This is a genomic window from Roseibium sediminicola, from assembly GCF_023156505.1.
GTDB classification, from domain to species: domain Bacteria; phylum Pseudomonadota; class Alphaproteobacteria; order Rhizobiales; family Stappiaceae; genus Roseibium; species Roseibium sediminicola.
Map to the genome: position 1 here is coordinate 40,064 of NZ_JALNMJ010000019.1, position 21,513 is coordinate 61,576.

At 59.0% G+C, this 21,513-nt stretch carries 21 protein-coding genes; 17 read left to right on the top strand and 4 right to left on the bottom strand.

Features of this window, described 5'->3' with window-relative positions; translation table 11 throughout:
- Positions 1–15: 15 nt before the first annotated feature.
- A complete protein-coding gene (locus tag M0H32_RS22070; protein ID WP_248157685.1) occupies positions 16–525 on the bottom strand; it encodes a flagellar basal body-associated FliL family protein in 510 nt (169 codons plus the stop codon).
- A gap of 283 nt (positions 526–808) precedes the next feature.
- Here M0H32_RS22070 and flgF point away from each other — a divergent pair, with 283 nt between their 5' ends.
- From flgF to M0H32_RS22110, 8 genes are all read left to right on the top strand, one after another.
- Positions 809–1,549, top strand: coding sequence for a flagellar basal-body rod protein FlgF (gene flgF / locus M0H32_RS22075; RefSeq protein WP_248157686.1), 741 nt, complete (start codon positions 809–811; stop codon positions 1,547–1,549).
- Between the two features lie 21 nt (positions 1,550–1,570).
- Positions 1,571–2,353 (top strand): flagellar basal-body rod protein FlgG, encoded by a 783-nt coding sequence (flgG, locus tag M0H32_RS22080; protein WP_248157687.1) that lies wholly within the window; start codon positions 1,571–1,573, stop codon positions 2,351–2,353.
- A 17-nt stretch (positions 2,354–2,370) separates the two neighbouring features.
- Positions 2,371–3,354, top strand: a complete 984-nt coding sequence (gene flgA, locus M0H32_RS22085; RefSeq protein ID WP_248157688.1) for a flagellar basal body P-ring formation chaperone FlgA — start codon at positions 2,371–2,373, stop codon at positions 3,352–3,354.
- On the top strand, positions 3,354–4,103 hold the full coding sequence (gene flgH, locus M0H32_RS22090) for a flagellar basal body L-ring protein FlgH (protein WP_248157689.1): 750 nt from the start codon (positions 3,354–3,356) through the stop codon (positions 4,101–4,103). Before flgA ends, flgH begins: the two co-directional genes overlap by 1 nt.
- A gap of 436 nt (positions 4,104–4,539) precedes the next feature.
- Entirely contained in the window at positions 4,540–5,301 is a 762-nt protein-coding gene (locus tag M0H32_RS22095) for an NAD(P)H-dependent oxidoreductase (protein ID WP_248157691.1), read from the top strand.
- Positions 5,302–5,467: 166 nt separating this feature from the next.
- On the top strand, positions 5,468–5,728 hold the full coding sequence (locus M0H32_RS22100; protein ID WP_248157692.1) for a lytic murein transglycosylase: 261 nt from the start codon (positions 5,468–5,470) through the stop codon (positions 5,726–5,728).
- A gap of 253 nt (positions 5,729–5,981) precedes the next feature.
- A complete protein-coding gene (locus M0H32_RS22105) occupies positions 5,982–6,845 on the top strand; it encodes a dienelactone hydrolase family protein (protein WP_248157693.1) in 864 nt (287 codons plus the stop codon).
- A gap of 154 nt (positions 6,846–6,999) precedes the next feature.
- Entirely contained in the window at positions 7,000–8,982 is a 1,983-nt protein-coding gene (locus M0H32_RS22110) for a bifunctional 2',3'-cyclic-nucleotide 2'-phosphodiesterase/3'-nucleotidase (RefSeq protein ID WP_248157694.1), read from the top strand.
- A 275-nt stretch (positions 8,983–9,257) separates the two neighbouring features.
- Here M0H32_RS22110 and dksA read toward each other — a convergent pair whose 3' ends face one another.
- Together dksA and M0H32_RS22120 are read right to left on the bottom strand one after the other, a co-directional pair.
- Positions 9,258–9,674, bottom strand: a complete 417-nt coding sequence (dksA, locus tag M0H32_RS22115; RefSeq protein ID WP_248157695.1) for an RNA polymerase-binding protein DksA — start codon at positions 9,672–9,674, stop codon at positions 9,258–9,260.
- 165 nt (positions 9,675–9,839) lie between these two features.
- Positions 9,840–10,259, bottom strand: coding sequence for a flagellar assembly protein FliX (locus M0H32_RS22120; RefSeq protein WP_248157696.1), 420 nt, complete (start codon positions 10,257–10,259; stop codon positions 9,840–9,842).
- Between the two features lie 313 nt (positions 10,260–10,572).
- Between M0H32_RS22120 and M0H32_RS22125 the strand changes: the two genes are divergently transcribed.
- The 9 genes from M0H32_RS22125 to flaF all read left to right on the top strand — a co-directional run bounded on the left by M0H32_RS22125 (position 10,573) and on the right by flaF (position 19,868).
- Positions 10,573–11,715 (top strand): flagellar basal body P-ring protein FlgI, encoded by a 1,143-nt coding sequence (locus tag M0H32_RS22125; protein WP_248157697.1) that lies wholly within the window; start codon positions 10,573–10,575, stop codon positions 11,713–11,715.
- A complete protein-coding gene (locus M0H32_RS22130) occupies positions 11,715–12,038 on the top strand; it encodes a rod-binding protein (RefSeq protein ID WP_248157699.1) in 324 nt (107 codons plus the stop codon). The genes M0H32_RS22125 and M0H32_RS22130 overlap by 1 nt, the downstream gene beginning before the upstream one ends.
- Positions 12,035–12,529: a flagellar protein FlgN gene (locus M0H32_RS22135; protein ID WP_248157702.1), complete on the top strand. Its 495-nt coding sequence runs from the start codon at positions 12,035–12,037 to the stop codon at positions 12,527–12,529. Before M0H32_RS22130 ends, M0H32_RS22135 begins: the two co-directional genes overlap by 4 nt.
- A 255-nt stretch (positions 12,530–12,784) precedes the next feature.
- A complete protein-coding gene (locus M0H32_RS22140; RefSeq protein WP_248157704.1) occupies positions 12,785–13,180 on the top strand; it encodes a flagellar protein FlaG in 396 nt (131 codons plus the stop codon).
- Between the two features lie 491 nt (positions 13,181–13,671).
- Positions 13,672–15,174 (top strand): flagellin N-terminal helical domain-containing protein, encoded by a 1,503-nt coding sequence (locus M0H32_RS22145; RefSeq protein WP_248157706.1) that lies wholly within the window; start codon positions 13,672–13,674, stop codon positions 15,172–15,174.
- A gap of 555 nt (positions 15,175–15,729) precedes the next feature.
- Entirely contained in the window at positions 15,730–17,232 is a 1,503-nt protein-coding gene (locus M0H32_RS22150) for a flagellin N-terminal helical domain-containing protein (RefSeq protein WP_248157708.1), read from the top strand.
- Positions 17,233–17,520: 288 nt separating this feature from the next.
- Positions 17,521–19,014: a flagellin N-terminal helical domain-containing protein gene (locus M0H32_RS22155; protein ID WP_248157710.1), complete on the top strand. Its 1,494-nt coding sequence runs from the start codon at positions 17,521–17,523 to the stop codon at positions 19,012–19,014.
- Between the two features lie 91 nt (positions 19,015–19,105).
- Complete coding sequence (flbT, locus tag M0H32_RS22160) at positions 19,106–19,603, top strand: flagellar biosynthesis repressor FlbT (protein WP_248157712.1); 498 nt, start codon at positions 19,106–19,108, stop codon at positions 19,601–19,603.
- Complete coding sequence (gene flaF, locus M0H32_RS22165) at positions 19,533–19,868, top strand: flagellar biosynthesis regulator FlaF (protein WP_248157775.1); 336 nt, start codon at positions 19,533–19,535, stop codon at positions 19,866–19,868. The genes flbT and flaF overlap by 71 nt, the downstream gene beginning before the upstream one ends.
- Positions 19,869–19,965: 97 nt before the next feature.
- Here the strand turns inward: flaF and M0H32_RS22170 are convergent, their stop codons facing one another.
- Positions 19,966–21,501, bottom strand: a complete 1,536-nt coding sequence (locus M0H32_RS22170) for a flagellar protein (RefSeq protein WP_248157713.1) — start codon at positions 21,499–21,501, stop codon at positions 19,966–19,968.
- Between the last annotated feature and the right edge of the window lie 12 nt (positions 21,502–21,513).

Sequence of the window (21,513 nt, forward strand, 5' to 3'; positions counted from 1 at the left end):
CAGCCATTCAATCCCTCACTGCACAAGGATTTCCTTGAACAGGACCCCTTCAACCTTTGCCGGATAGACCGACAGATTGATCCGCCTGAGCAATTCTTCCTTCAGACGGAACAGACCGGCGGACCCTTCCAGGTCCGCGGGGCGCAATTCTCGCAAGTAGATCTGGAACGCATCCAGGATCCGCGGCAGATACGGCTGGATCTGGTCGATCATCGCGCGGTTCTCGACTTCCAGCGCGATCCTGACCTTGAGATAGGTGGTCCGCCCGTCCGTCGCCAAATTCACCGTCATTTCCGGCAGATCGTAAAAGACCACCGGTTTCTGCACGACCTGCGGCACCTCTGTCTCTCCCGGCGCCGGCATGGGAATGCTGTCGCCCATCAGAAAGAAATAGTAACCGGCGCCACCGATCACGAGCAGCAGCACCAGCCCGATACCGCCAAACAGGAAAAGCTTCTTTTTGCCGCCACCGGCGGCGGCTCCTTCGTCGCCATCATCGTCGGCTGCGGCGTTTTCGTCTGTCATTCCGCACTCCGCTACCAGCCAGGCGCTCGCGCGCGCCATTTATTACTAAAGAGTTAATGGTTAACGAATGGTTACCGGACCATTAACGCGAGTCACCGGGCAAAAATTGCCAAGTGGTTAACTTCTGCCGGAATCTCTTGCCGCATGCACCCTGGCGTTTGGATTTTTACCCAGATTTCCCAAGGATTTAAAAACTGGCACGGCACGTGCATTAACCTTAACGAGCCGGCAGGTCTGGGGAGACCGGCGGGTTCATCGGGGAGCATGAAGGGAACCGTTCACCATGGAGAACGCGCAATTAATCGCCTTGTCACGGCAGACCGCCTTGCGGAATCAGCTGAATGTGGTCGCAAACAACATGGCGAACATCAATACGTCCGGCTTCAAGTCGCAGAACCTGCTGTTTGAAGAATACCTGATGCCGATCGCCGAGGCGACCGAATTCGAGACGCAGGACGAAACCCTGTCCTATGTGCTGGACTACAAGACGCACACGGATTTCGACAATGGCAGCTTCAAGCTGACCGGCAACGACCTGGACCTCGCCCTTGAAGGTGACGGTTTTTTTGTCGTTCAGCTGGGAGACGGCACCGAAGCCTACACACGCAACGGAGCCTTTCACCTGGATTCGACAGGCCAACTGGTTACGTCGGAAGGGCGCCCGGTTCTGACCAACGCCGGTCCGCTGACCTTCACCCGCGAAGACGGCTTGATCGAAATAGCCGAAGACGGAACCATCTCGACCCAATTGGGTGTGCGCGGCCAGGTTCGTGTTGTCACCTTTGAGGACAACCAGGCGCTCCAGAAGATCGGCGAGACCCTTTACCAGGGCGAGAACGCCGGATTTCCCGACCGGGTTCGCGTGGTTCAAGGTGCTCTGGAGCAGTCCAATGTCGACGGCATCTATGAAGTCACCCGGCTGATTGAAATCACACGCACTTATGAATCCGTCGCCAAATTCCTGAAGGACGCGGACGAGCTGCGCCAGCAGGCGATCTCGACGCTCGGCCGGTTCCAGGCCTAATCGGCACGAGGAGAAACAGACATGAAAGCACTCCACATTGCCGCGACGGGCATGAAAGCCCAGGAATTGAACGTCGAAGTCATTTCCAACAACGTCGCCAACATGCGCACAACGGGCTTCAAGAAGCAGCGCGCCGACTTTCAGGACCTGCTTTACCAGAACCTCCGGCGCATGGGCACGGAAACCTCCGACACCGGCACCATCGTCCCGACCGGCATCCAGATCGGCTCGGGCGTGAAGCTCGCCTCGACCACCCGGATCATGTCGCAGGGCTCACTGGAACAGACCGGCAAGGCCCTGGACGTGGCTGTCCGCGGCGAAGGCTTCTTCCAGATCGACCTGCCCGACGGCACCACCGGCTACACCCGCGACGGTTCGTTCGAACGCGACGCCGACGGCCAGCTGGTGACCGTTGACGGCTATACTGTCAATCCCGGTATCACCATTCCGGAGACCACCCAGGACATCACCATATCCAACACGGGTGTCGTTCAGGGCGTCGACCAGGCCGGCAACACCGTGCAGCTCGGCCAGGTGCAGCTTGCCCGCTTCGTCAACAAGGCGGGCCTTGAGGCGATCGGCGACAACCTGTTCCTGGAAACGGATGCCAGCGGCCAGGCCGAGACAGGCAATCCTGGAGACAACGGCTTCGGCTCTGTGCAGCAGTATTTCCTCGAAATGGCCAATGTCGACGCGGTGACGGAAATCGCCGACCTGATCTCGGCACAGCGCGCCTACGAGATGAATTCGAAGATCATCCAGGCCGCCGACGAGATGTACTCAACCACCACAAACCTCCGCTAGGACGGGAAGGCATTAGGATGATGAAACAGCTGCTCAAAGCCGCCTTCGGCCTGCTGCTGATAGGCCTCGCCACCGCCCCCTCCCGGGCTGAGGAGCGTCCGGTTCTGCGCTCGCAGGTCATGACCCTCTCGGATATCGTCACGGTTGGCGATTTCTACACCAATGCGGGCCGGTTCGCCGCCAAGCCGCTGTTCCGCTCTCCGGACATGGGCACCTCGGGCAATGTTCCGGCCAGCGACGTCGCGGAGCGCGCACGCGCCGCTGGACTGGAAACAGCCGGAACCGATGGCCTCAGAACCGTCGTTGTCTATCGCGGCGCGACCAAGCTCAACCGGGACCAGCTGGCCGGACTGGTGCGCAAGTCCCTGGAAGAGCGCAATGCCGGCCTGAATGCCGACAAGCTCGACATCCGCCTGCTGCAGGCTCCGGACCAGGTCCTGGCGGATCCCAAGGTGAGTGATCCCATCCGGATCGACCGGGTCGAGTGGTCCCAGACCAGCGGCCACTTCACGCTTCATGCGACCGTCGCAGTCGAATTCGGCACAGACCGGCTGATCCTGTCGGGCATTGCCACGGAAATGATCGATGTGGTCACTCTGGCGCAGCCAGTCCGGCGCGGAGACATCGTCAAGGAAGAGGATCTGGACATGCTCCGAATCGCACGCAACAAGGTGCCCGCCGGCGCCCTGACAGACCTCGATGACATTGTCGGCAAGCAGGCCCGGATCAATGTCCGCGCCAACGCACCGCTGTCGCGCCGCGACTTCCAGCGGCCCGTGCTGATCGAGCGCGGAGAAAAGATCACGGTCACCTTCATCATGCCGGGCATGAAGCTCACGTCCCGTGCCCAGGCCATGGATGACGGCGCCAAGGGCGATGTCATCGACGTCATGAACCTTACCTCCCGGCGCATCGTCCCGGCGATTGTCACCTCCCGCGGCCAAGTACGCGTTCACGCCGCCAATCCTATTGTCGCAAGCTTGAACAGCGAGACCCAATAATGCTGAGCACATTCCCCAGACAGCTTCTGGCGAGCATAGCGCTTTCCGCCCTTGCCGCCGGATGCGGCACCGCCGACAAACTGGCCAATGTCGGCCAGCAACCCGCCCTGAACGCCATTCAGGACCCGACCACGACACCCGGGTACCGGCCGGTGCAAATGCCGATGCCGGAACCGGTGCAGGCCCACTACAACCCGAATTCCCTGTGGCAGTCGGGTAGCCGAGCCTTCTTCAAGGACCAGCGCGCCAGCCAGGTCGGCGACATCCTGACCGTGGTGGTCACCATCGACGATGAGGCAGAATTCGAAAACGATACCGAACGCAGCCGGTCCGACACCAGCTCGGCCGGTGTCGGCGGTGCCCTCGGCACGGCCATCGACACCATCTTCATGCCTGCGAGCACGGCGGCCAGCGACCTTGCCAACGTCAACAGCAGTTCCAATTTCGAAGGCTCCGGCAAGGTCGACCGCACCGAGACCCTGCAGACCACCGTCGCGGCCGTCGTTACCCAGGTCCTCCCCAATGGCAACCTCGTCATCGAGGGCCGTCAGGAAATCCGGGTAAACTTCGAGGTCCGCGAGCTGATCGTCGCCGGTATCGTACGGCCTGAGGACATCACCGCCAACAACCGCATCGCCAGCGAACAGATTGCCGAAGCGCGCATCGGTTACGGCGGCCGCGGCCAGATCACCGATGTCCAGCAACCCCGGGTCGGCAACCAGGTCCTCGATATCCTGCTGCCGTTCTGATCCCAATAAATACAGTCCCCCGGCCCGAAACCGGCAACGTGTTCTAGAAGCGTTGCCGGCCACGGCTGACGACGGGCACGGCATCTCGCTCCCCGAGTGCCGTGCCCGTTCTCGTTTTCAAGTCCGGGCAATCCGGGGTAATACCAACCTCAATAGATAGGAACCGATCTGATGGCTTTGATCCGGTTTGGCCGGCAAGGCGCGTTGCGCAGGACGGCCTGGTTGGCCGTTCAAGCAGCGCAACGCTGTCCGGCGGGCCGGAGCAGGCCACCGAAGGCCGTGTTTGGGGACTGTTCAGCCACGTCGCAGGTATTGACCGATAAACCATATCGCCCTGCAACCTGCTCCTTGCCGAACAGTCCCCAAACGCGGTCAGATCGGGTCCTATCTAATGAGGTTGGTATAATACCGGTGCAGACCCCGGAGACCATTGCTTGTGACCACCACCCTGATCGTTCTCGCCCACCCTGCCCCGACCTCTTTCAACGCCGCCTGGGCGCGCGCGTCGGAAGAAGCCTGTCGCGCTTTCGGCGACACAGTGCTGATGTCCGACCTGTATGACCTCGGCTTCGATCCTGCCGAGCGAGCCGTGCATTACCCGCAAGGTGTGGCGACCGATCCATTTGATGTGCTGAAAACCCAGCAGGCTGCCTCCGAGACCAGCGCGCTGCCGCAGCCGGTCCTAAACGAGGTCGACAAGATCCGCGCGGCGGACCGGATCATTCTGCATTTTCCGCTGTGGTGGTTCGCGCCGCCGGCGATGCTGAAAGGCTGGTGCGAGCGGGTGCTGGTGAATGGCGGCCTGCACGACACCGACAACCGCTTCGACACGGGCCTGTTTCGCGGCAAATCCGTTCTGTTTTGCGTGACGACGGGCTCAAAAGCCGCCGAAAGCGCCCATAACGGCAAGGAAGGCGACGTTCAGATGCTGCTCTGGCCGCTCGCTTACACCTTCCGCTATCTCGGCTTCGATGTGCTGCGTCCCCACGTCGTCCACGGTGTGCACGGCTACCACAAGGGGGCCGCCAGGGACGCGCTTCAAGAGCGCTTGCGCGGCGCGCTGATGGACCAGCGGGAGCTGCTGGAGAACTACGCCGCCCTGCCCCGGCTCACCTTCAATGCGGACGACGAGTTCGAAGGCGGGCAACTGCGCAACGGGGCTCCCGTCCACTCGCTTTTCATTCGGCAGGATCCCTGACCGGATAGGGACGCCCCTGGCGGGAACCGCAGAAGTCCCGCCCTGCCAATTCCGTCTCGCCAGGATGACGCCAACCGGACTTCAGCTAAGATGCCCTTGGGTTACTTGCGAGTTGGTGAGGTCTCCATGCGCTTGTTTTTCGCATCTCTCCTTTCAGCCGTTTTTTATGTCCGCTCCCGCCTGGAGCGCCAGCTGCGGCAACGGTCCGGGTGGGTTTGAAGCCTGGAAACAAGCCTTTATTGCCAATTCCTCCCGTTATGGCCTCAAGGAGCGCGTGGTCAGACAGGCACTGCAGAATGTCGGCTACAGCCGAAAGGTCGTCCGTCTCGACCGCAACCAGAAATCCATCAAGCTGAGCTTCGAGCAGTTCCATGCAAAGCGGGTCAACAACGCGATGATCAAGCGCGGCCAGAAGCTCGGCAACTGACCGGCAACAGCCTACCAAACCCGAGCAATCAATGTCGAACCGGCACGGACCGCGGCGCACGAAATATAGTCATTTTTCCCGATTTTCAGGTAGAATAGACGCATTCTGTGCACTTTCGCCGAATGCGACCTATCCGGCCATCTATCCGGACGGGACCAACGGGGAGAACAACACCTGTTGGCTGTGAGCGCCCAACGGCTCACCAACGGAGGCTGCTCGAGTGCATATATTTCATGGACGGAAATCCGCGGCAATGGCAGCCGCGATCGCGTTTGTAAGCGCCGTCACCGCGACAGCTCACGCCTTGGCGCAGGATCAGGGCCTGCACAACAGCACCAAGATGTTCTCTGCGCCCGCCGATCTCAGCTGGAAACACTGGAACGATCCGCTTGAGCTGGAGCGGACATGGCAAGCGGCCATCGTTCGGGTTCCAACCGCGGCAGGACAGTCCAGACAGGTAACAACCGAGGACCTGCAGAAGCAAACAACGGGGATCGACCGGAAACTGCCGACTGTCATTTACCTGCACGGCTGCAGCGGATTCTGGCCGGGCACTCATGAACGGATCAGGTTCTTTGCGGACAACGGCTTCCTTGTCATCGCGCCGGCCAGTCTGGCCCGGGAGGTCTATCCGCGGTCCTGCAATGTGGAAACCCGCGAGGGCGGGTTGTTTCGCGGCACCATGACACTCAGACGCAACGATGCCGGACATGCCATCGAACAGGCACGGCAGATCTCGATTGTCGACGATGAGAACATCGTTTTGATCGGTTTCAGCGAGGGCGCGATGACTACCACATCGTTCGAGCCGCAAAACGAGCGGCAACGGGTCAAGGCCAGGGTCGCGGAAGGCTGGACATGCCACACGCCCTGGCAAGAAGACAAAGGCGTCAACGCGCGCGAGGATGAACCGGTTTTGACTCTGGTCGGTGAACGGGACCCCTGGTATCAAAATCAATGGACAAGCGGCAATTGCGCGCCATTCCTGAACCCGGACAACGGCAGCAGATCCATCGTGTATGGCGACGACACCATCGCGGACAAACACGGTTTGCTGGAGTTCAAATCCGTCCAGGAGGATGTTCTCGCCTTCCTCAGGGAAAACCTGGATTTCTGACGGCAGACTTTTCAGAACGCTGTGGCCACCTCCACCAGATGCACCGTAACGCCTTGACAAAAATGACAGTTAAGGCAGCCTGATCCGTCACACGGTTGTAACCTGGGCGTCGCAAAACCCGCTGACGGCCGTGCGGCCGAACAGGAGCTTATTCATGTCCACGATCAACGATTTTTCCCTTTCCCGGCGCAGCCTGCTTATGGGCGCCGCGGCGACCGGCCTTGCCACGGCGCTGCACCCCTATTCCGCGCTGGCAAAGGAAGGTACCGCCCATATCCGTCTGATGGAAACCACCGACCTTCATGTCCATGTGTTTCCCTATGATTATTACGGCGACCGCCCGGTGGACACGGCGGGCCTCGCCCGCACCGCAACCTTGATCCGTCAGATCCGGAACGAGGCCACCAATTCGGTGCTGGTCGACAATGGCGACTTCCTGCAGGGCAACCCGATGGGCGACTTCGTCGCTTATGAACGCGGCATGCGCGAAGGCGACATTCACCCGGTCATCAAGGGCATGAATGTCCTGAACTTTGACGCCGGCACCCTGGGCAACCACGAATTCAACTATGGCCTGGACTTCATGATGAAAGTCCTGTCCGGGGCCAATTTTCCGGTCGTCTGCGCCAACCTGGTCAAGGGCACGACGCTGGCCGCCAGCGCCCGTGACGACAGCCTGTTCCTGAAGCCTTACGTGATCGTCGAAAAGGAGATCACCGACGGCGCAGGCAACAAGGCCCCGATCAAGATCGGCTTCATCGGCTTCGTGCCGCCGCAGATCATGAACTGGGACCGGCGCCACCTGGAGGGCAACGCCAGCGCACGCGACATCGTTACCACCGCCAGGGCCTTCGTGCCGGAAATGCGCGAACAGGGCTGCGACCTCGTCATCGCCCTCTCCCATTCCGGCATTGACGCCAACGACTATGCCGAAGGTATGGAAAACGCCTCCCTGCATCTTGCCGCCGTCGACGGCATCGACGCCGTCTTCACCGGCCACCATCACCTGGTGTTCCCGGGGCCGCAATATGAAGGCCTGCCGGGCGTTGACGCCGAAAAGGGAACGCTCTTCGGCAAACCGGCCGCCATGGGCGGTTTCTGGGGCTCGCATCTGGGTGTGATCGACCTGATGATCGAGCGCGACGGCAACGGCTGGCGGGTCGCCAATTTCATGACCGAAGCCCGCTCGATCTATGAAAAGGAAGGCCGCACGGTCACGCCGCTGGTCGAGAGCCAGCAGGATGTTCTGGACGCGGTCAAGGAAGACCACGAAGCAACGCTGCAATATGTCCGCCGCCCGGTCGGCAAGACCTCCGCGCCGCTGCATTCCTACTTCGCCCTCGTTGCCGACGACCCGAGTGTCCAGATCGTCTCCAAGGCCCAGACCTGGTACATCGAGCAGATGATGAAGGGCACGGAATGGGAGGGCCTGCCGGTGCTCTCCGCTGCCGCTCCTTTCAAGGCGGGCGGCCGCGGTGGCCCGGACTATTACACCGATGTGCCGGTCGGCGATGTCGCCATCAAGAATGTCGCGGACCTCTATCTTTATCCGAACACGGTGCGCGCGGTCGCCATCAAGGGCGGCACGGTCAAGGAATGGCTGGAACGTTCCGCCGGCATCTTCCAGCAGGTGGAACCGGGCAAGGCCGATCAGCCGCTGATCAACCCGGACTTCCCGAGCTACAATTTCGACGTCATTGACGGGATCACTTACGAGATCGACCTCACCCAGCCGTCGAAATACGATTCAAAGGGCGAGCTGATCAATCCGGACGCCAACCGCATCGTGAAGCTGGAGTTTGGCGGCAAGCCGCTGAATTTCGACGACACGTTCATCGTCGCCACCAACAATTACCGCGCCGGCGGCGGCGGCAATTTCCCCGGCATCAACGACGAAGTCGTGGTCTTTGTCGGCCCGGACACCAACCGGGACGTGCTGGTGCGCTACATTGTCGAACAGGGCACGATCAACCCGTCGGCGGACGCCAACTGGCGCTTCCGTCCGGTTCCGGACACCACGGTTCTGTTTGAAACCGGCCCGGGTGGTGCCGACCACGCCGCCTCGGTCGAGGGTGTGCGGATCGAACCGGCCGGCGACGGCGCCGACGGCTTCGCGCAGTATCGGATCACGCTCTGAACGCGGAAGCAGGTGTATTCTGGGAGCCGTTTTCGTTGAACGGCTCCCAGAATCAAACCGCAACTTGAAGCAGCGTGAACGCGCTTTCTTGACTGACCGGCCGCTTGTTCGAACGTGTGGCCGATCCTTCGAGACGGACCTGACAGTCCTCCTCAAAATGAGCTTGTTTTTAGAGCAGCGATAACAATGACATAAAAAAACCTTCCCACAGGGGGGAAGGTTTTGAAAGTCATTCGGATCCGCCTGTTGCCGGCGGATCGGCCGTTTTCTGGAAATCAGTCGTCGCGATAAACCTTTTCCCGGCGCTCATGCGCTTCCTGGGCTTCGATCGACAAGGTCGCGATCGGCCGTGCCTCAAGGCGCCGCAGGGAAATGGGTTCCCCGGTTTCTTCGCAATAGCCGTAGCTGCCGTCTGCGATCCGTTCCAAAGCATCGTCAATCTTTGAAATCAGCTTGCGTTGACGGTCCCTGGCCCGCAGCTCGATGGAGCGGTCGGTTTCAGAGGACGCCCGGTCGGCGAAATCGGGGTGGTTCTGGCTTTCCTCCTGAAGGTTGGTAAGCGTTTCCTTGCTCTCCTTCAGGATCTCTTCTTTCCATGCAAGCAGCTTGTTTCGAAAATATTCACGCTGCCTGTCATTCATGAACGGCTCGTCTTCCGAGGGTCGATATTCAGACTCAATTTCAACCGTCATCGATAGCTCCGGATTACCGTTATGCCGGGCGCAATATATAGCCGCTTCCCTCTGCCTACAACGGTTCATTTGCAGAAAATGGCATCAAGGAAAGTTTATATCTTTCAATCCGTTGCGTAACTTTTAGACAGTTTTGCGGCAAAGTTTAACCGTTTGGCCCGCCGCTCAGTCGGGGAATCGGCCAAGCTTGGCAAGCTCGACTTTCACACGCAATTCAATCTCTTCCAGCACCGAATCAATTTTCGGATCGCCGCTTTCGAGTCGTTTCGAAACCTGACGGGCAAGCAACTCCAGCCGGTCCTCGGAGACCTGGCCCGCCAGCAGATCGGTGCGCACGGTTTCCAAAGTGTCCAGCAGGGAATGGCCATGCCTGGCAGCGCGCGAGCGGCGTTCCGCCCGTTCGTCCACTTCCTGGAGCGCCAGCAGGGCATCCATGCCCTGGATCGCCGATCCACCAGCCGTCTGCGACGAGGACACAACCTCGCTCCCGAAGTCGGGAGCAAAGGACTCCGAACTCGAGCTTTTGCCTTTCTTGGCACTTTTGCCCTGAACGCCGGTGATGGGTTTATTGCCAGTGATGCGCATGTTCGATCTTCCAATGGTCCGACCGCAATCCTGGCGCAAACCACCGGATCACCTGTCAGAATCTGCCGAGAAGGGTAAATGAGTCCTTATGAAGGAGGCAACATTTGCCGGGTAGCAAACACAAAACTTTAACCCCGCCCAACGGTTTTGCGTGGATATGCTCGCCATCCTACCAGAAATAGGCCCAGAATCCCGTCACTTTGCGGAAAAGACCCGGTGCACCTCTGAAAGTGGCACGGCTCTCGCATTACGCAAGTCGACTTAGTACGCCGGTCCATGCGCCGGTTCCTTGAATGGCAGGCCAGAAGTAGTAATGCGACATTTAGGCGACACGATCTTCGAGACCTTTGGACGGTTCGTCCTGGCAACCGCACTTTGCCTGTTCGGCGCGGTTGCCATTCTAACACCGGCGGAAGCGGCTTCGCGCATCAAGGACATCGCGGATTTTGAAGGCATTCGTGAAAACCAGCTGATCGGCTACGGCCTGGTCGTTGGCCTGAACGGCACCGGCGACAGCCTCAACAACTCCCCCTTCACCCAGCAGAGCCTCCAGGCCATGCTGGAACGGCTCGGCGTCAATACCCGGAACGTCGACCTCAACACCAACACGGTGGCGGCGGTCATGGTCACGGCCAACCTGCCGCCCTTCTCCACACAGGGCACGCGCATTGACGTCAATGTCAGCGCGCTCGGCGACGCGGACTCGCTTCAGGGCGGCACTTTGCTGGTCACGCCTCTGGTCGGCGCGGATGGTGAAGTCTACGCAATCGCTCAAGGCTCGGTCGCGATCGGCGGCTTTTCCGCCCAGGCGGACGCGGCCTCCGTGGTGCGCGGCGTGCCGACGGCGGGCCGTATCGCCAATGGCGGTCTGGTGGAACGCGAGCTGGATTTCAAGCTCGCCTCGCTGACCACCCTGCGGCTCGCCCTGCGCAATCCGGATCTGACCACTGCCCGCCGGGTCGCATTGTCCATCAACGAACTAATCGGCATGCCGACCGCCGAACCGCTGGATCCGGCAACCGTTCAGCTGAACCTGCCGCAGCAATATGACGGCAACATTGTCGACCTTCTGACCGACATCGAGCAGCTGATCGTCGAACCAGACCTCGCCGCCCGCATCGTGATCGACGAGAATTCCGGCATTATCGTGATGGGTCAGGACGTGAAGGTGTCCATGGTCGCCGTTGCCCAGGGCAATCTGACCGTGACCATCGCGGAAACGCCGCAAGTGTCCCAGCCCCTGCCCTTTGCGAATGGCGAGACAACTGTCGTGCCCCGTTCGGAAGTGTCGGTGGATGACAATGGAACGAAACTGGCAATTGTCCCGGAAACCGTTACCTTGAAACAGCTTGTCGACGGGTTGAACGCCCTGGGAATCGGCCCGCGCGACATGATTTCCATCCTGCAGGCCATCAAGGCCAGTGGCGCCCTGCAAGCCGAGATCGAGGTGCTGTGATGCTTGACCTGATTTCACCTCAAACGGCACCGGCGACAGCCCGGCCGACACCCCAGGATGCTCTGCGCGGCCTCGACGCAACCAACAAGACCGCGGTCCGTGCAGCTGCCGAGGAATTTGAAGCGGTGTTCCTGAACAACATGCTCCAGAACATGTTCACCGGCCTTGAGAACGGTGGCGCCTGGGGCGGCGGCACCGGGTCCGACGCCTGGCAGAGCCTTTTGATCGACGAATATGCACGCACCATTGCCGACAGCGGCGGCATCGGCCTTGCCGACAGCGTGGAACGTGAACTGCTCGCATTGCAGGAGGGCGCAAGATGACCGCACAACCGAACGCAACAGCCTTTCCGTTTTCACTGGAACGGCCAACCAGTCAGCAGGACGCTGAGAACTTCTGCTCCGCGCTCTCCGGCACCATGGAAGCTCTCTTGTCCGTCATCGAGATGGAGACGGATCTGGTGCGGGCCGGCAAACTCCGGGAAGCCGGTGAGCTGCAGGCGGATAAGGCCCGGCTGATCCATGAATACACGCGCGGCATGATGACTGCGAAGGAACACGCGGTCGCGCTTGGCAACCTGGCGCCGGCCGCAACCCAGAACCTCCGGCGGCAGCACGGCGAATTCCAGCCCGTTCTGCGCATCAACCTGGCGGTTCTTTCCACGGCGCGCGACGTTGCCAACAACATCGTCTCCACGGTGGCCAAGGTGGCCGGAGCCAAGAACGCCACGGCGCCTACGACCTATGGCCGCAACGGCTCGGCACCGACCGGCCCGCAATCGGCACGGGGCATCGCGGTCAACCAGTCCCTTTAGACTGGTTACTTCCTTCATTCAAATGCGAAGGTTACAAGACACCGTCCTTTGGGCGGTGTCTTTCTATGCCTCAGAAAAGCTATCAAGGTCTTCTAATATACAACGGATTTCACCCTTGGCAACGAATCAGGAACGCGCGCAAGCGGATAGATCCGGACCCTTAAAATTCTAATCATTCCGTTAACAGAGGATTCATTCCCTTACGTTATATTCGACGGTGCACGGGTATATGTGTTGATTAACCCGGAGGGAAAGATGTTGGACACGGGACTGGCCCGGCCGCCATCGCCGACGTATACGGCGATCACGCCGGCTACGCGGGCTCCGGAACGGAACGAGCCTTCCGCCAAGACGGATCTGCCGGCTGAAGAGACGGTGTCTCCGCCGACGGAAACCGAAAACAGCCAGAGGGCTGCGAACAACGAACGCGACCAGCGTTCGCTGCTGGAACGGTATACGCCGACCGTCGAGCGCCAGAATATCATCGATGAGGACAGCGAGAGCCTCGTCTACATTGCCACCAACACGGAAACCGGCAATGTCGTTCGGCAGATCCCGAGCGAAACCCTCTTGCGCCTGCGCGCCTACTCCAAGACCGTCGAAACCCAGCAGACCCAGGACAGCGCCCAGGCTTTCCAACGCGTCGTCTGACCCCAACTCGGATACTTCACTGCGGATCGTTCGGTTCCGGCATCTACCCGCTTGTCTGCAAACTCGCTCCCCAGTATCAACGCCTACCTTGTTTGATCCTTTCGCCGGCCAACATTCCATCACCCATGGCTTCTGGAGCTGAGGGTTTCGCCTCCCCGCCCCCCCTACACAATCCACCGGTTAACAGTTTCGCTCTAAAAGGGGCTTCTGGCGCCCGATATTCGGTTTTTCAGCGCGGATCGCACCCGTCCAAACATCGCTGTGATTTGCCGTCCGCCTGCTGCGAAAGCTTTCTCGCACCCCGCCAACCCCTTCATAAACAACACCTTCAACCGCAAACAGAAACATCATTATTTGCAAGGAGTTACCGGACGTTAAGGTTAATATCCGCTAACCTTGTTTCTTTAGAAATTGTTTTAGACAAGCGCGCATTAATGGCCGCCGGATCCAGGACGGATCTGAGTATCTCGTATTCCTAGAAAGGAAACACTATGGCTGACATTACTCTGTCCAGCGCGGTTCGTTCGAACCTTAACACTCTCCAGCAAACCGCATCGTTCATGTCCGACGTCCAGAACAAACTGGCGACCGGTAAGAAAGTGAACTCTGCTCTGGACAACCCGAACAGCTTCTTCACGGCTTCTGGCCTGACCTCTCGTGCAAACGACCTGTCGACCCTTCTGGACGACATGGGCCAGTCGGTTCAGACGCTGAAAGCTGCTGATGAAGGTATTTCCAGCATCACCAAGCTGGTTGAGTCCGCCAAGGCAAAAGCAAATCAGGCCCTTCAGTCCCAGAGCCAGTACGAGCGCAAGCAGTTTGCGTCTCAGTACAATGAGCTTCTGACCCAGATCGAGGATCTGGCGAAAGACGCCGGCTACAAGGGCAAGAACCTGCTGGCCGGCGACGGCAACGACCTGACCACTATCTTCAACGAAGACTCCACGTCCAAGCTGACGATCGACGCGGTCGACTACACCGACTCTTCCCTGTCCACCGGTCTGAACCTTTCGGATCTGGCTGAAGGTCAGGGCGCAACCACCTCCTTCACCCTCCAGGGCGGCAAGACGACCATCACGCTGACCGACGGCACCACGACGCTGAACTCCAGCTCATCGCTGTCTGATTCCAACGTGATCTCGACCACGACCACTCTGGAATTCGTTGACGCGATCGACAGCCCGAACGCCATCATCTCCGGTTCCGACACGGTGACCGCAGGTGCGACCGTTCAGGACCTGGTCGACAGCCTCAACAGCATCTCCGGTGTTCGCGCTGAGTTCGATGACACCAACGGTGAGCTGACCATCTACAGTGACCAGGATTTCCACATCTCTGACACTGTCGACACGCACTCCGCCGCTCTGTCCACCTTCGAAGTGGCTGCAACGGCTCTGGCTTCGACCGGCGCCCTGCTCTCCGACACCGGCTCCTTCGCGGTTGGCGACACGCTGACCCTGACGGACGGCAACGGCTTCGAACTGGGCTCGCTGGAAATCGAAGACGACACCTCCGTCGATGACCTGACGAACTTCGTCAACGACTTCCAGGGCGTCTCTGCATCCTTCAACGCTTCGTCCGGCCGTCTGGACATCACCTCTGAAGTCGATCTGTCGCTTACCAGTGACAACGCCGACTTCGCGAGCGATGCCTTCTCTGCCAACACGACCGGCGTTTCGCTCTCGGCAATCTCCGACAGTGGCTTCGCAACCGATTCCGACATCAACCGCGTGGTTGACCGTCTGAACACGGCGCTGAGTTCGCTCCGGACCCAGGCTTCCGAGTTCGGTACCAACCTCTCCATCGTGGAAAACCGTCAGGACTTCACCAAGAACCTGATCAACACGCTGGAAGAAGGTGCTGGCCTCCTGACCCTGGCCGATACCAACGAAGAAGGTGCAAACCTCCTGGCTCTGCAGACCCGTCAGAGCCTGGCGTCGACTTCGCTGTCCTTCGCAGCACAGGCAGACCAGAACGTTCTGCGTCTCTTCTAAGTCAGAAAGACTTCTCCAAAACAGGGAAAGCGGGCTTTGGCCCGCTTTTTCTTTTTCTGGGGCCGCGAACGCCTCGATTCGATTCCAGCATCGGTCCCGCCTGCTCCACAACACGCTCGTCCGTTTTCCTTGCGGTCAACGTGCTCAGGACTGCCTTGAAGAGAATTTCCGTATTTGCCCCGCGCCCCGGGCAGGCGACGCCCCTTCCCAAAACCGGCACGAACTTTTTTTGACCTTTTTGTTGTGTCGCAGGCCAATCGGGCCGGTCGGCGTTTCCAAAATGGCGGATTCCCGCGCACCGAAGCGAACCGCCTTGGCGCTAAAAAATTCCGGGGCCGGTTCCAGGGCGATTTTCACACTGTCATTTCTTCGCCTTGGCAGGCGCAAACCCATCCCCTTTCCATCAGGATTCCTTGCGACCCCGCCACCGGCGTTAACGCTCTACTAACCCTAAATTTCAAGCGTTTAACCATTGATTAAGGTTAACAATCAATGATCCAAGGCAACCTGCTCAGGAAGAGCAGCTGAAATGTGACCCAGGAAAGGGATAGTCAGATGCAGGATATTACCCTGTCAGCTGCCGTGCGGCAGAACCTCCTCACGCTCCAGTCCACAGCCGATCTTATGTCCGGTGTCCAGAACAAGCTGGCGACCGGTCTTAAGGTGAACTCTGCGCTGGACAACCCGAACAGTTTCTTCACGGCCTCCGGTCTGAACTCCCGCGCCAATGACCTGTCCACTCTTCTGGACGACATGGGCCAGTCCCTGCAGACGATCAAGGCGGCCGACAAGGGCATCCAAACCATCACCGACCTGGTGGAAACCGCCAAGGCAAAAGCCAATCAGGCACTGCAGACCCAGAGCCAGTACGAGCGCAAGAAGTTTACCGAGCAGTACAATGACTTGCTCGAGCAAATCGAAGATGTCGCGAAGGACAGTTCCTACAAGGGCAAGAACCTGCTGGCCGGCGACGGCAACGACCTGACCACGATCTTCAACGAAGACTCCACGTCCAAACTGACGATTGAAGCGGTCGACTACACCGACACTGCGCTCTCCACCGGCCTGAACCTTTCGGCACTGGCGGAAGGCCAGGGCTCGACCACCTCCTTCACCCTCCAGGGCGGCAAGACGACCATCACGCTGACCGACGGCACCACGACGCTGAACTCGGCGTCCTCGCTGTCAGAATCCAACGTGATCTCGACCACGACCACTCTGGAATTCGTTGACGCGATCGACAGCCCGAACGCCATCATCTCCGGTTCCGACACGGTGACCGCAGGTGCGACCGTTCAGGATCTGGTCGACAGCCTCAACAGCATCTCCGGTGTTCGCGCTGAGTTCGATGACACCAGCGGTGAGCTGACCATCTACAGTGACCAGGATTTCCACATCTCTGACACTGTCGACACGCACTCCGCCGCTCTGTCCACCTTCGAAGTGGCTGCAACGGCTCTGGCTTCGACCGGCGCCCTGCTCTCCGACACCGGCTCCTTCGCGGTTGGCGACACGCTGACTCTGACGGACGGCAACGGCTTCGAACTGGGCTCGCTGGAAATCGAAGACGACACCACCGTCGATGATCTGGAAAACTTCATTGACGACTTCAACGGCGTTGAAGCGACCTTCAATGCCTCGTCCGGCCGCCTGGACATTACCTCGGACGTGGATCTGTCGCTCACCAGTGATAACTCGGACTTTGCCAGCGACGCATTTACCGCGAACACCACTGGCGTGACCCTGTCCGCACTGTCCGACAGCGGTTTCGCGACAGACTCGGACATCAGCCGCGTGGTCGACCGCCTGAACACGGCTCTCAGCAACCTGAGATCCCAGGCTTCCGAATTCGGTACCAACCTGTCTACCGTTGAGATCCGTCAAGACTACACCAAGACGATGATCAATACTTTGCAGGAAGGTGCAGGTCTTTTGACCCTGGCCGATACCAACGAAGAAGGTGCAAATCTGCTGGCCCTGCAGACCCGTCAGCAGCTGGCATCGACATCCCTGTCCTTCGCCTCCCAGGCCGACCAGACAGTGCTATCCCTCTTCTAATTCAAGCAGAATCAGTCAGACGATTGATTCTCCCGAGAAGACTTGCAAACGGCGGACCATCGGTTCGCCGTTTTCTTTTTGGTCGGGGACCGCCTTACAGATCGCTAGAATTTCCTGTTGTTTTTCAGTGCCTTAAAAGAAACCTTTTGGTAACTTTTATTTACGGTAAGTTAACAGATGCATCGGTGATTAACTTTCCATTTAGATTTACGGCGAGGGTGCGGACTTAACTACAACGTCTTGCGATTTCCCTCGGCGGGTACTGAACAGGAAAAGCGGTGAAGTCTGATGCCTGATATTGTTCTCTCCAGTGCTGTCCGGGACAATCTCCTGTCACTGAAGCAAACGGCGGATCTGCAGTCGATAACGCAGACGCGCTTGGCGACCGGTCTGAAAGTCAACACGGCGCTCGACAATCCGAACTCCTTCTTCACGGCGCAATCCCTGAACGACCGGGCGAGCGACCTCACCAACCTGCTCGACAATATGGGCCAGTCGGTCCAGACCATCCGGGCGGCTGACAAGGGCATCACCTCGATCACCAAGCTGGTCGAATCAGCAAAGGCGATCGCCAACCAGGCCCTTCAGACCTCCAGTGAATACGAGCGCAAGCAGTTCACCAGCCAGTACAACGACCTGCTTGAGCAGATCGAGGACATGGCCCGGGACTCCAGCTACAAGGGCAAGAACCTTCTGGCAGGCGCAGGCAACGAACTGGAAGTCATCTTCAACGAGGACAGCACGTCCAACCTGACGGTCAATCCGGTCGATTTCACCGACACGACGCTGGACGACGGTCTCAATCTGGACGATCTTGACCCGGGCGGGACCGGCACCTCCGCATTCAACCTTTATGGCGGCACCACCACGCTGAGCCTTGGCGGCCTGCAGGCCTCTTCAAATCTGACCGATCTTGGCGACTGGGCCAACGGCGACATCGTTTCCGTGACCGATTCTTCCGGCACGACGAACTTCACCGTCGGAACAGACATCACCACTGTTCAGGACTATGTGGACGCGCTGAACGATCTGAGCGGCGTTCACGCGAGCTTCGACGAGGCGACGGATTCCATCACCATCACGTCCGGCCTGGACAACGCACTGTATATTTCCAAGGACAACTCTGGTGGCGGCACGGCGACGGACGGTGGCGACACCGGCGGCACAACGTCAACGCTGACAGTGTCCGCGCTGAGCTCGACGGCGACACTGATCTCATCGGGCGGATTTCAGGCTGGCGACACGATCACCATAACGGACGGCAACGGCTTCGAACCGGCGTCGATTGAAATCGACGATGAAACAACGGTTAGTGACCTGGTCACCTTCATCGACAACGTGAAGGGCCTTGATGCCACCTTTTCCGGTGGCAGCATATCGCTCATCGGCGAGGTCTCTTTCGACATCTCCAGCAGCAATGCCGATTTCAATCGGATGACCCTGGGCAGCGGCTCGGGCACGGTGGCGTTGTCGGCGGCCGCTTCCGAGTTCAAGACCGACACGGATATCGACCGGACGCTGCAGGCGATCAACGCGGCGCTGGACGAGCTCCGATCCGCGGCCCGCGCTATGGGCACCGCGCTGTCCACGGTTGAAATCCGCACGGATTTCACCCAGCACATGATCAACACGCTTGAAGTCGGCGCCGGCGAACTGACGATCGCCGACATGAATGAGGAAGGCGCCAACATGCTGGCTCTGCAGACGCGCCAGCAGCTGTCGTCAACCGCTCTGTCGCTTGCAAACCAGGCGGACCAGAGCGTGTTGAGCCTGTTCGGTTAACACCGGCGGCAATTATCATTAAGGTATCGCGAGTATGCGTTAACGCTTTCGTTAACGTTTCGCAGCGATACTCATGCGTGGAGGTCACGGAATGGCGCTCAAGGTCGAGCTGAAACCGGGCGAACGGATTATCATCGGGGACAGTGTTATCACCAATGATAATCAGCGCACCCGCCTGTTTATCGAAGGCCAGGCTCCCATTCTGAGAGAAAAGGACATTCTCACGCCGGCCACGGCAGATACGCCTGCCAAACGTGTCTATCTGGCCGTGCAACTGATGTATCTGTCGACGGATATCGAAAGAATTCAGGAGAATTACTTCATCCTCGTCAATGACATTGTGAAGGCTGCACCGAGTACGATCCCTTACGTTACCAGGATAAGTAACGCCATCCTAACCGGCGCCTTTTACAAAGCACTGAAAGAAGCACGTAAGCTCATTGAGTATGAAGGGACGCTGATCAGTCATGTACAAACAGGCAGCGCAGGCTTACCAGAAAACAGCCCAGGTGGCAGCGGTGTCGCCTCGGGAGCTGGAAGCGAATCTGCTGATGAAAGCCGCAGCGAAGCTGCAGTTGATCAAGGATGAGTGGGAGGAATCTTCACTCGCCGAAAAAGACGATGTGCTGGTCTATAACCGCAAGCTTTGGACGATCCTGGTAACCTCGGCGACAGACAAAGAAAGCGAATTGCCGCAGGATATCAAGAACAACATCGCCTCCTTGGGCATCTTCGTGTTCAAGCAGACCATGTCGATCATCACCTCGGATGACAGCAACAAGATTGACGTTCTCATCAGCATCAATCGCGCGATTGCCGAGGGTCTGAGATCCCAGCCGACGCAAGCCGAATAGCAGCGGCGATCGATCAGAAATAGAAAAGGCCGGTGCTAATGCACCGGCCTTTCTTTGTCGCCCCCAGGGCTATTTGTGGTTCTTTTCTCCTGGCCGGTCAGAGGTAATCGGACAGGGTCAGGTTGAAGACGATCGACGACGCCCGGTAAGACACCTCGATATTCGTCTGCAATTGCAGGATCTCGGCGGCAATCTGGTCCTGATCGATCCCTTCGATCTCGTCGATCGTGCCCTCATAGGTGTTTTTCATCTGGACGTGGCGGTCTTCCGTCAGGGACACGGTCCGATGTGTAATCGCAATATCCGTTGCGATGTCGACAATGCCCGATTGTTCGACACCAGGGGGATGCAGCGTCGATCTGAGATTGGCCGACAATGCGTTGTAATACTCCTCGTCGGTCTGGGTGCCGCCGGAGAAATCCGCCGCCACAAAGGCGGCCAGGGACTGAACAAGCTCACGAAGAGCTGTCTCGTTTGCGCGCACGCCGTAATTGACGGTCAGGTTGCCGTCGATCACGGCGTTCTTGTCATCGCGCGGGTCGGTGACGCTGTCATTGCGGCCCGTGTACCATTCCACGGTCGTCGAGCCGCCGGCTGTCAGGGCGGTCGCCGTATCAAATGGCGGCCCGTCGATGCGTTGCGGTTCCTCGCCGCCAAAGGTGGTGAAAAACTCTTCCGCCGCCCACTCATCCGAAACGGCGCGCAAGGTTGTCTGTGCCTGGTTTTCGATTTCCGCCTCGAGTGCGTCCCGCAGGTTCTGGGCGGTTTCTTCCAGATCCGCTCCGATCGCGAAAGTTCCCTCTTCTTCCCCGGTTGCCGAAGCCGTGAATTCGATCGTGATCGTCTCGGTGTGGTCCGGCGGCAGGGTCAGATCCAGAGATATCGTTTCGCCCAGTTCGGGTTGTCCGGTGAACTGGACGTCGAAACTGTCAGGGTCTGCCGCCAAAGGCCCCGTCACGGTGACATTGGTCAGTGTCGAGGTAACGGCCGAGATGTCGAAACCGAAATCGTGTGCACCGTCCTCGGAGATCGTGAAGGTCGAATCCGTCGGAATGGCGCCAGCATAGTTGGTCACAAGCGCGGACGTGTCCAAACGGCCGTTTTCATTTGTGCCCAGGTTGGCGGCGGCAAACTCGCTCAAATACGTGCGCAAGCCGTCCCGCCCGGTTGTCCCATCCAGAATGGCCTCCATCGTCGCGACCGGATCGTTGACGGCATCGGTGCCGCCAAACACATAATAGCCGGCAACTTCCGTGTTCAGGATGTTGATGGCTTCGTTGAGGAGAAGCTCCGCGCGGGATTGGGTCTGTGTCTGGCCGTCATTCTGAAGGATGAAATCGTTGGTGTCGAGCGCGGACTTGGAATCCTGGCGGATATCCTCCAGCCGGTCGAGGGCCATCGTGCCCGTCTGCAGATGCAGATTGGAAATCGTGATGGTCTGTTGATAGGTCTCGATCATGCTGACCTTCTGGGTCAGCTGAATGTCGAGCAAACGCCGGTCGCCGACATCGCCATAGGTCGTTCCGACTTTGCCGCGGGCAAGCTGCGTGGTCTTTTGCGCCAGCGTGTCGTTGAGTTCTCCCAACTGTTGGATCAGATAGGTCCGTGAAGTGGTAACGGTCGAGACAGCCATAACTCACCTATC

Coding starts and splice junctions, on each gene's coding strand:
- M0H32_RS22070 (WP_248157685.1), bottom strand. CDS start 525: ATGACAGACGAAAACGCCGCAGCCGACGATGATGGCGACGAAGGAGCC.
- flgA (WP_248157688.1), top strand. CDS start 2,371: ATGATGAAACAGCTGCTCAAAGCCGCCTTCGGCCTGCTGCTGATAGGC.
- M0H32_RS22120 (WP_248157696.1), bottom strand. CDS start 10,259: ATGCGCATCACTGGCAATAAACCCATCACCGGCGTTCAGGGCAAAAGT.
- M0H32_RS22110 (WP_248157694.1), top strand. CDS start 7,000: ATGTCCACGATCAACGATTTTTCCCTTTCCCGGCGCAGCCTGCTTATG.
- M0H32_RS22140 (WP_248157704.1), top strand. CDS start 12,785: ATGTTGGACACGGGACTGGCCCGGCCGCCATCGCCGACGTATACGGCG.
- M0H32_RS22100 (WP_248157692.1), top strand. CDS start 5,468: ATGTCCGCTCCCGCCTGGAGCGCCAGCTGCGGCAACGGTCCGGGTGGG.
- flgF (WP_248157686.1), top strand. CDS start 809: ATGGAGAACGCGCAATTAATCGCCTTGTCACGGCAGACCGCCTTGCGG.
- flbT (WP_248157712.1), top strand. CDS start 19,106: ATGGCGCTCAAGGTCGAGCTGAAACCGGGCGAACGGATTATCATCGGG.
- flgG (WP_248157687.1), top strand. CDS start 1,571: ATGAAAGCACTCCACATTGCCGCGACGGGCATGAAAGCCCAGGAATTG.
- M0H32_RS22170 (WP_248157713.1), bottom strand. CDS start 21,501: ATGGCTGTCTCGACCGTTACCACTTCACGGACCTATCTGATCCAACAG.
- M0H32_RS22105 (WP_248157693.1), top strand. CDS start 5,982: ATGGCAGCCGCGATCGCGTTTGTAAGCGCCGTCACCGCGACAGCTCAC.
- M0H32_RS22130 (WP_248157699.1), top strand. CDS start 11,715: ATGCTTGACCTGATTTCACCTCAAACGGCACCGGCGACAGCCCGGCCG.
- M0H32_RS22135 (WP_248157702.1), top strand. CDS start 12,035: ATGACCGCACAACCGAACGCAACAGCCTTTCCGTTTTCACTGGAACGG.
- dksA (WP_248157695.1), bottom strand. CDS start 9,674: ATGACGGTTGAAATTGAGTCTGAATATCGACCCTCGGAAGACGAGCCG.
- flgH (WP_248157689.1), top strand. CDS start 3,354: ATGCTGAGCACATTCCCCAGACAGCTTCTGGCGAGCATAGCGCTTTCC.
- M0H32_RS22155 (WP_248157710.1), top strand. CDS start 17,521: ATGCCTGATATTGTTCTCTCCAGTGCTGTCCGGGACAATCTCCTGTCA.
- M0H32_RS22125 (WP_248157697.1), top strand. CDS start 10,573: ATGCGACATTTAGGCGACACGATCTTCGAGACCTTTGGACGGTTCGTC.
- M0H32_RS22145 (WP_248157706.1), top strand. CDS start 13,672: ATGGCTGACATTACTCTGTCCAGCGCGGTTCGTTCGAACCTTAACACT.
- M0H32_RS22150 (WP_248157708.1), top strand. CDS start 15,730: ATGCAGGATATTACCCTGTCAGCTGCCGTGCGGCAGAACCTCCTCACG.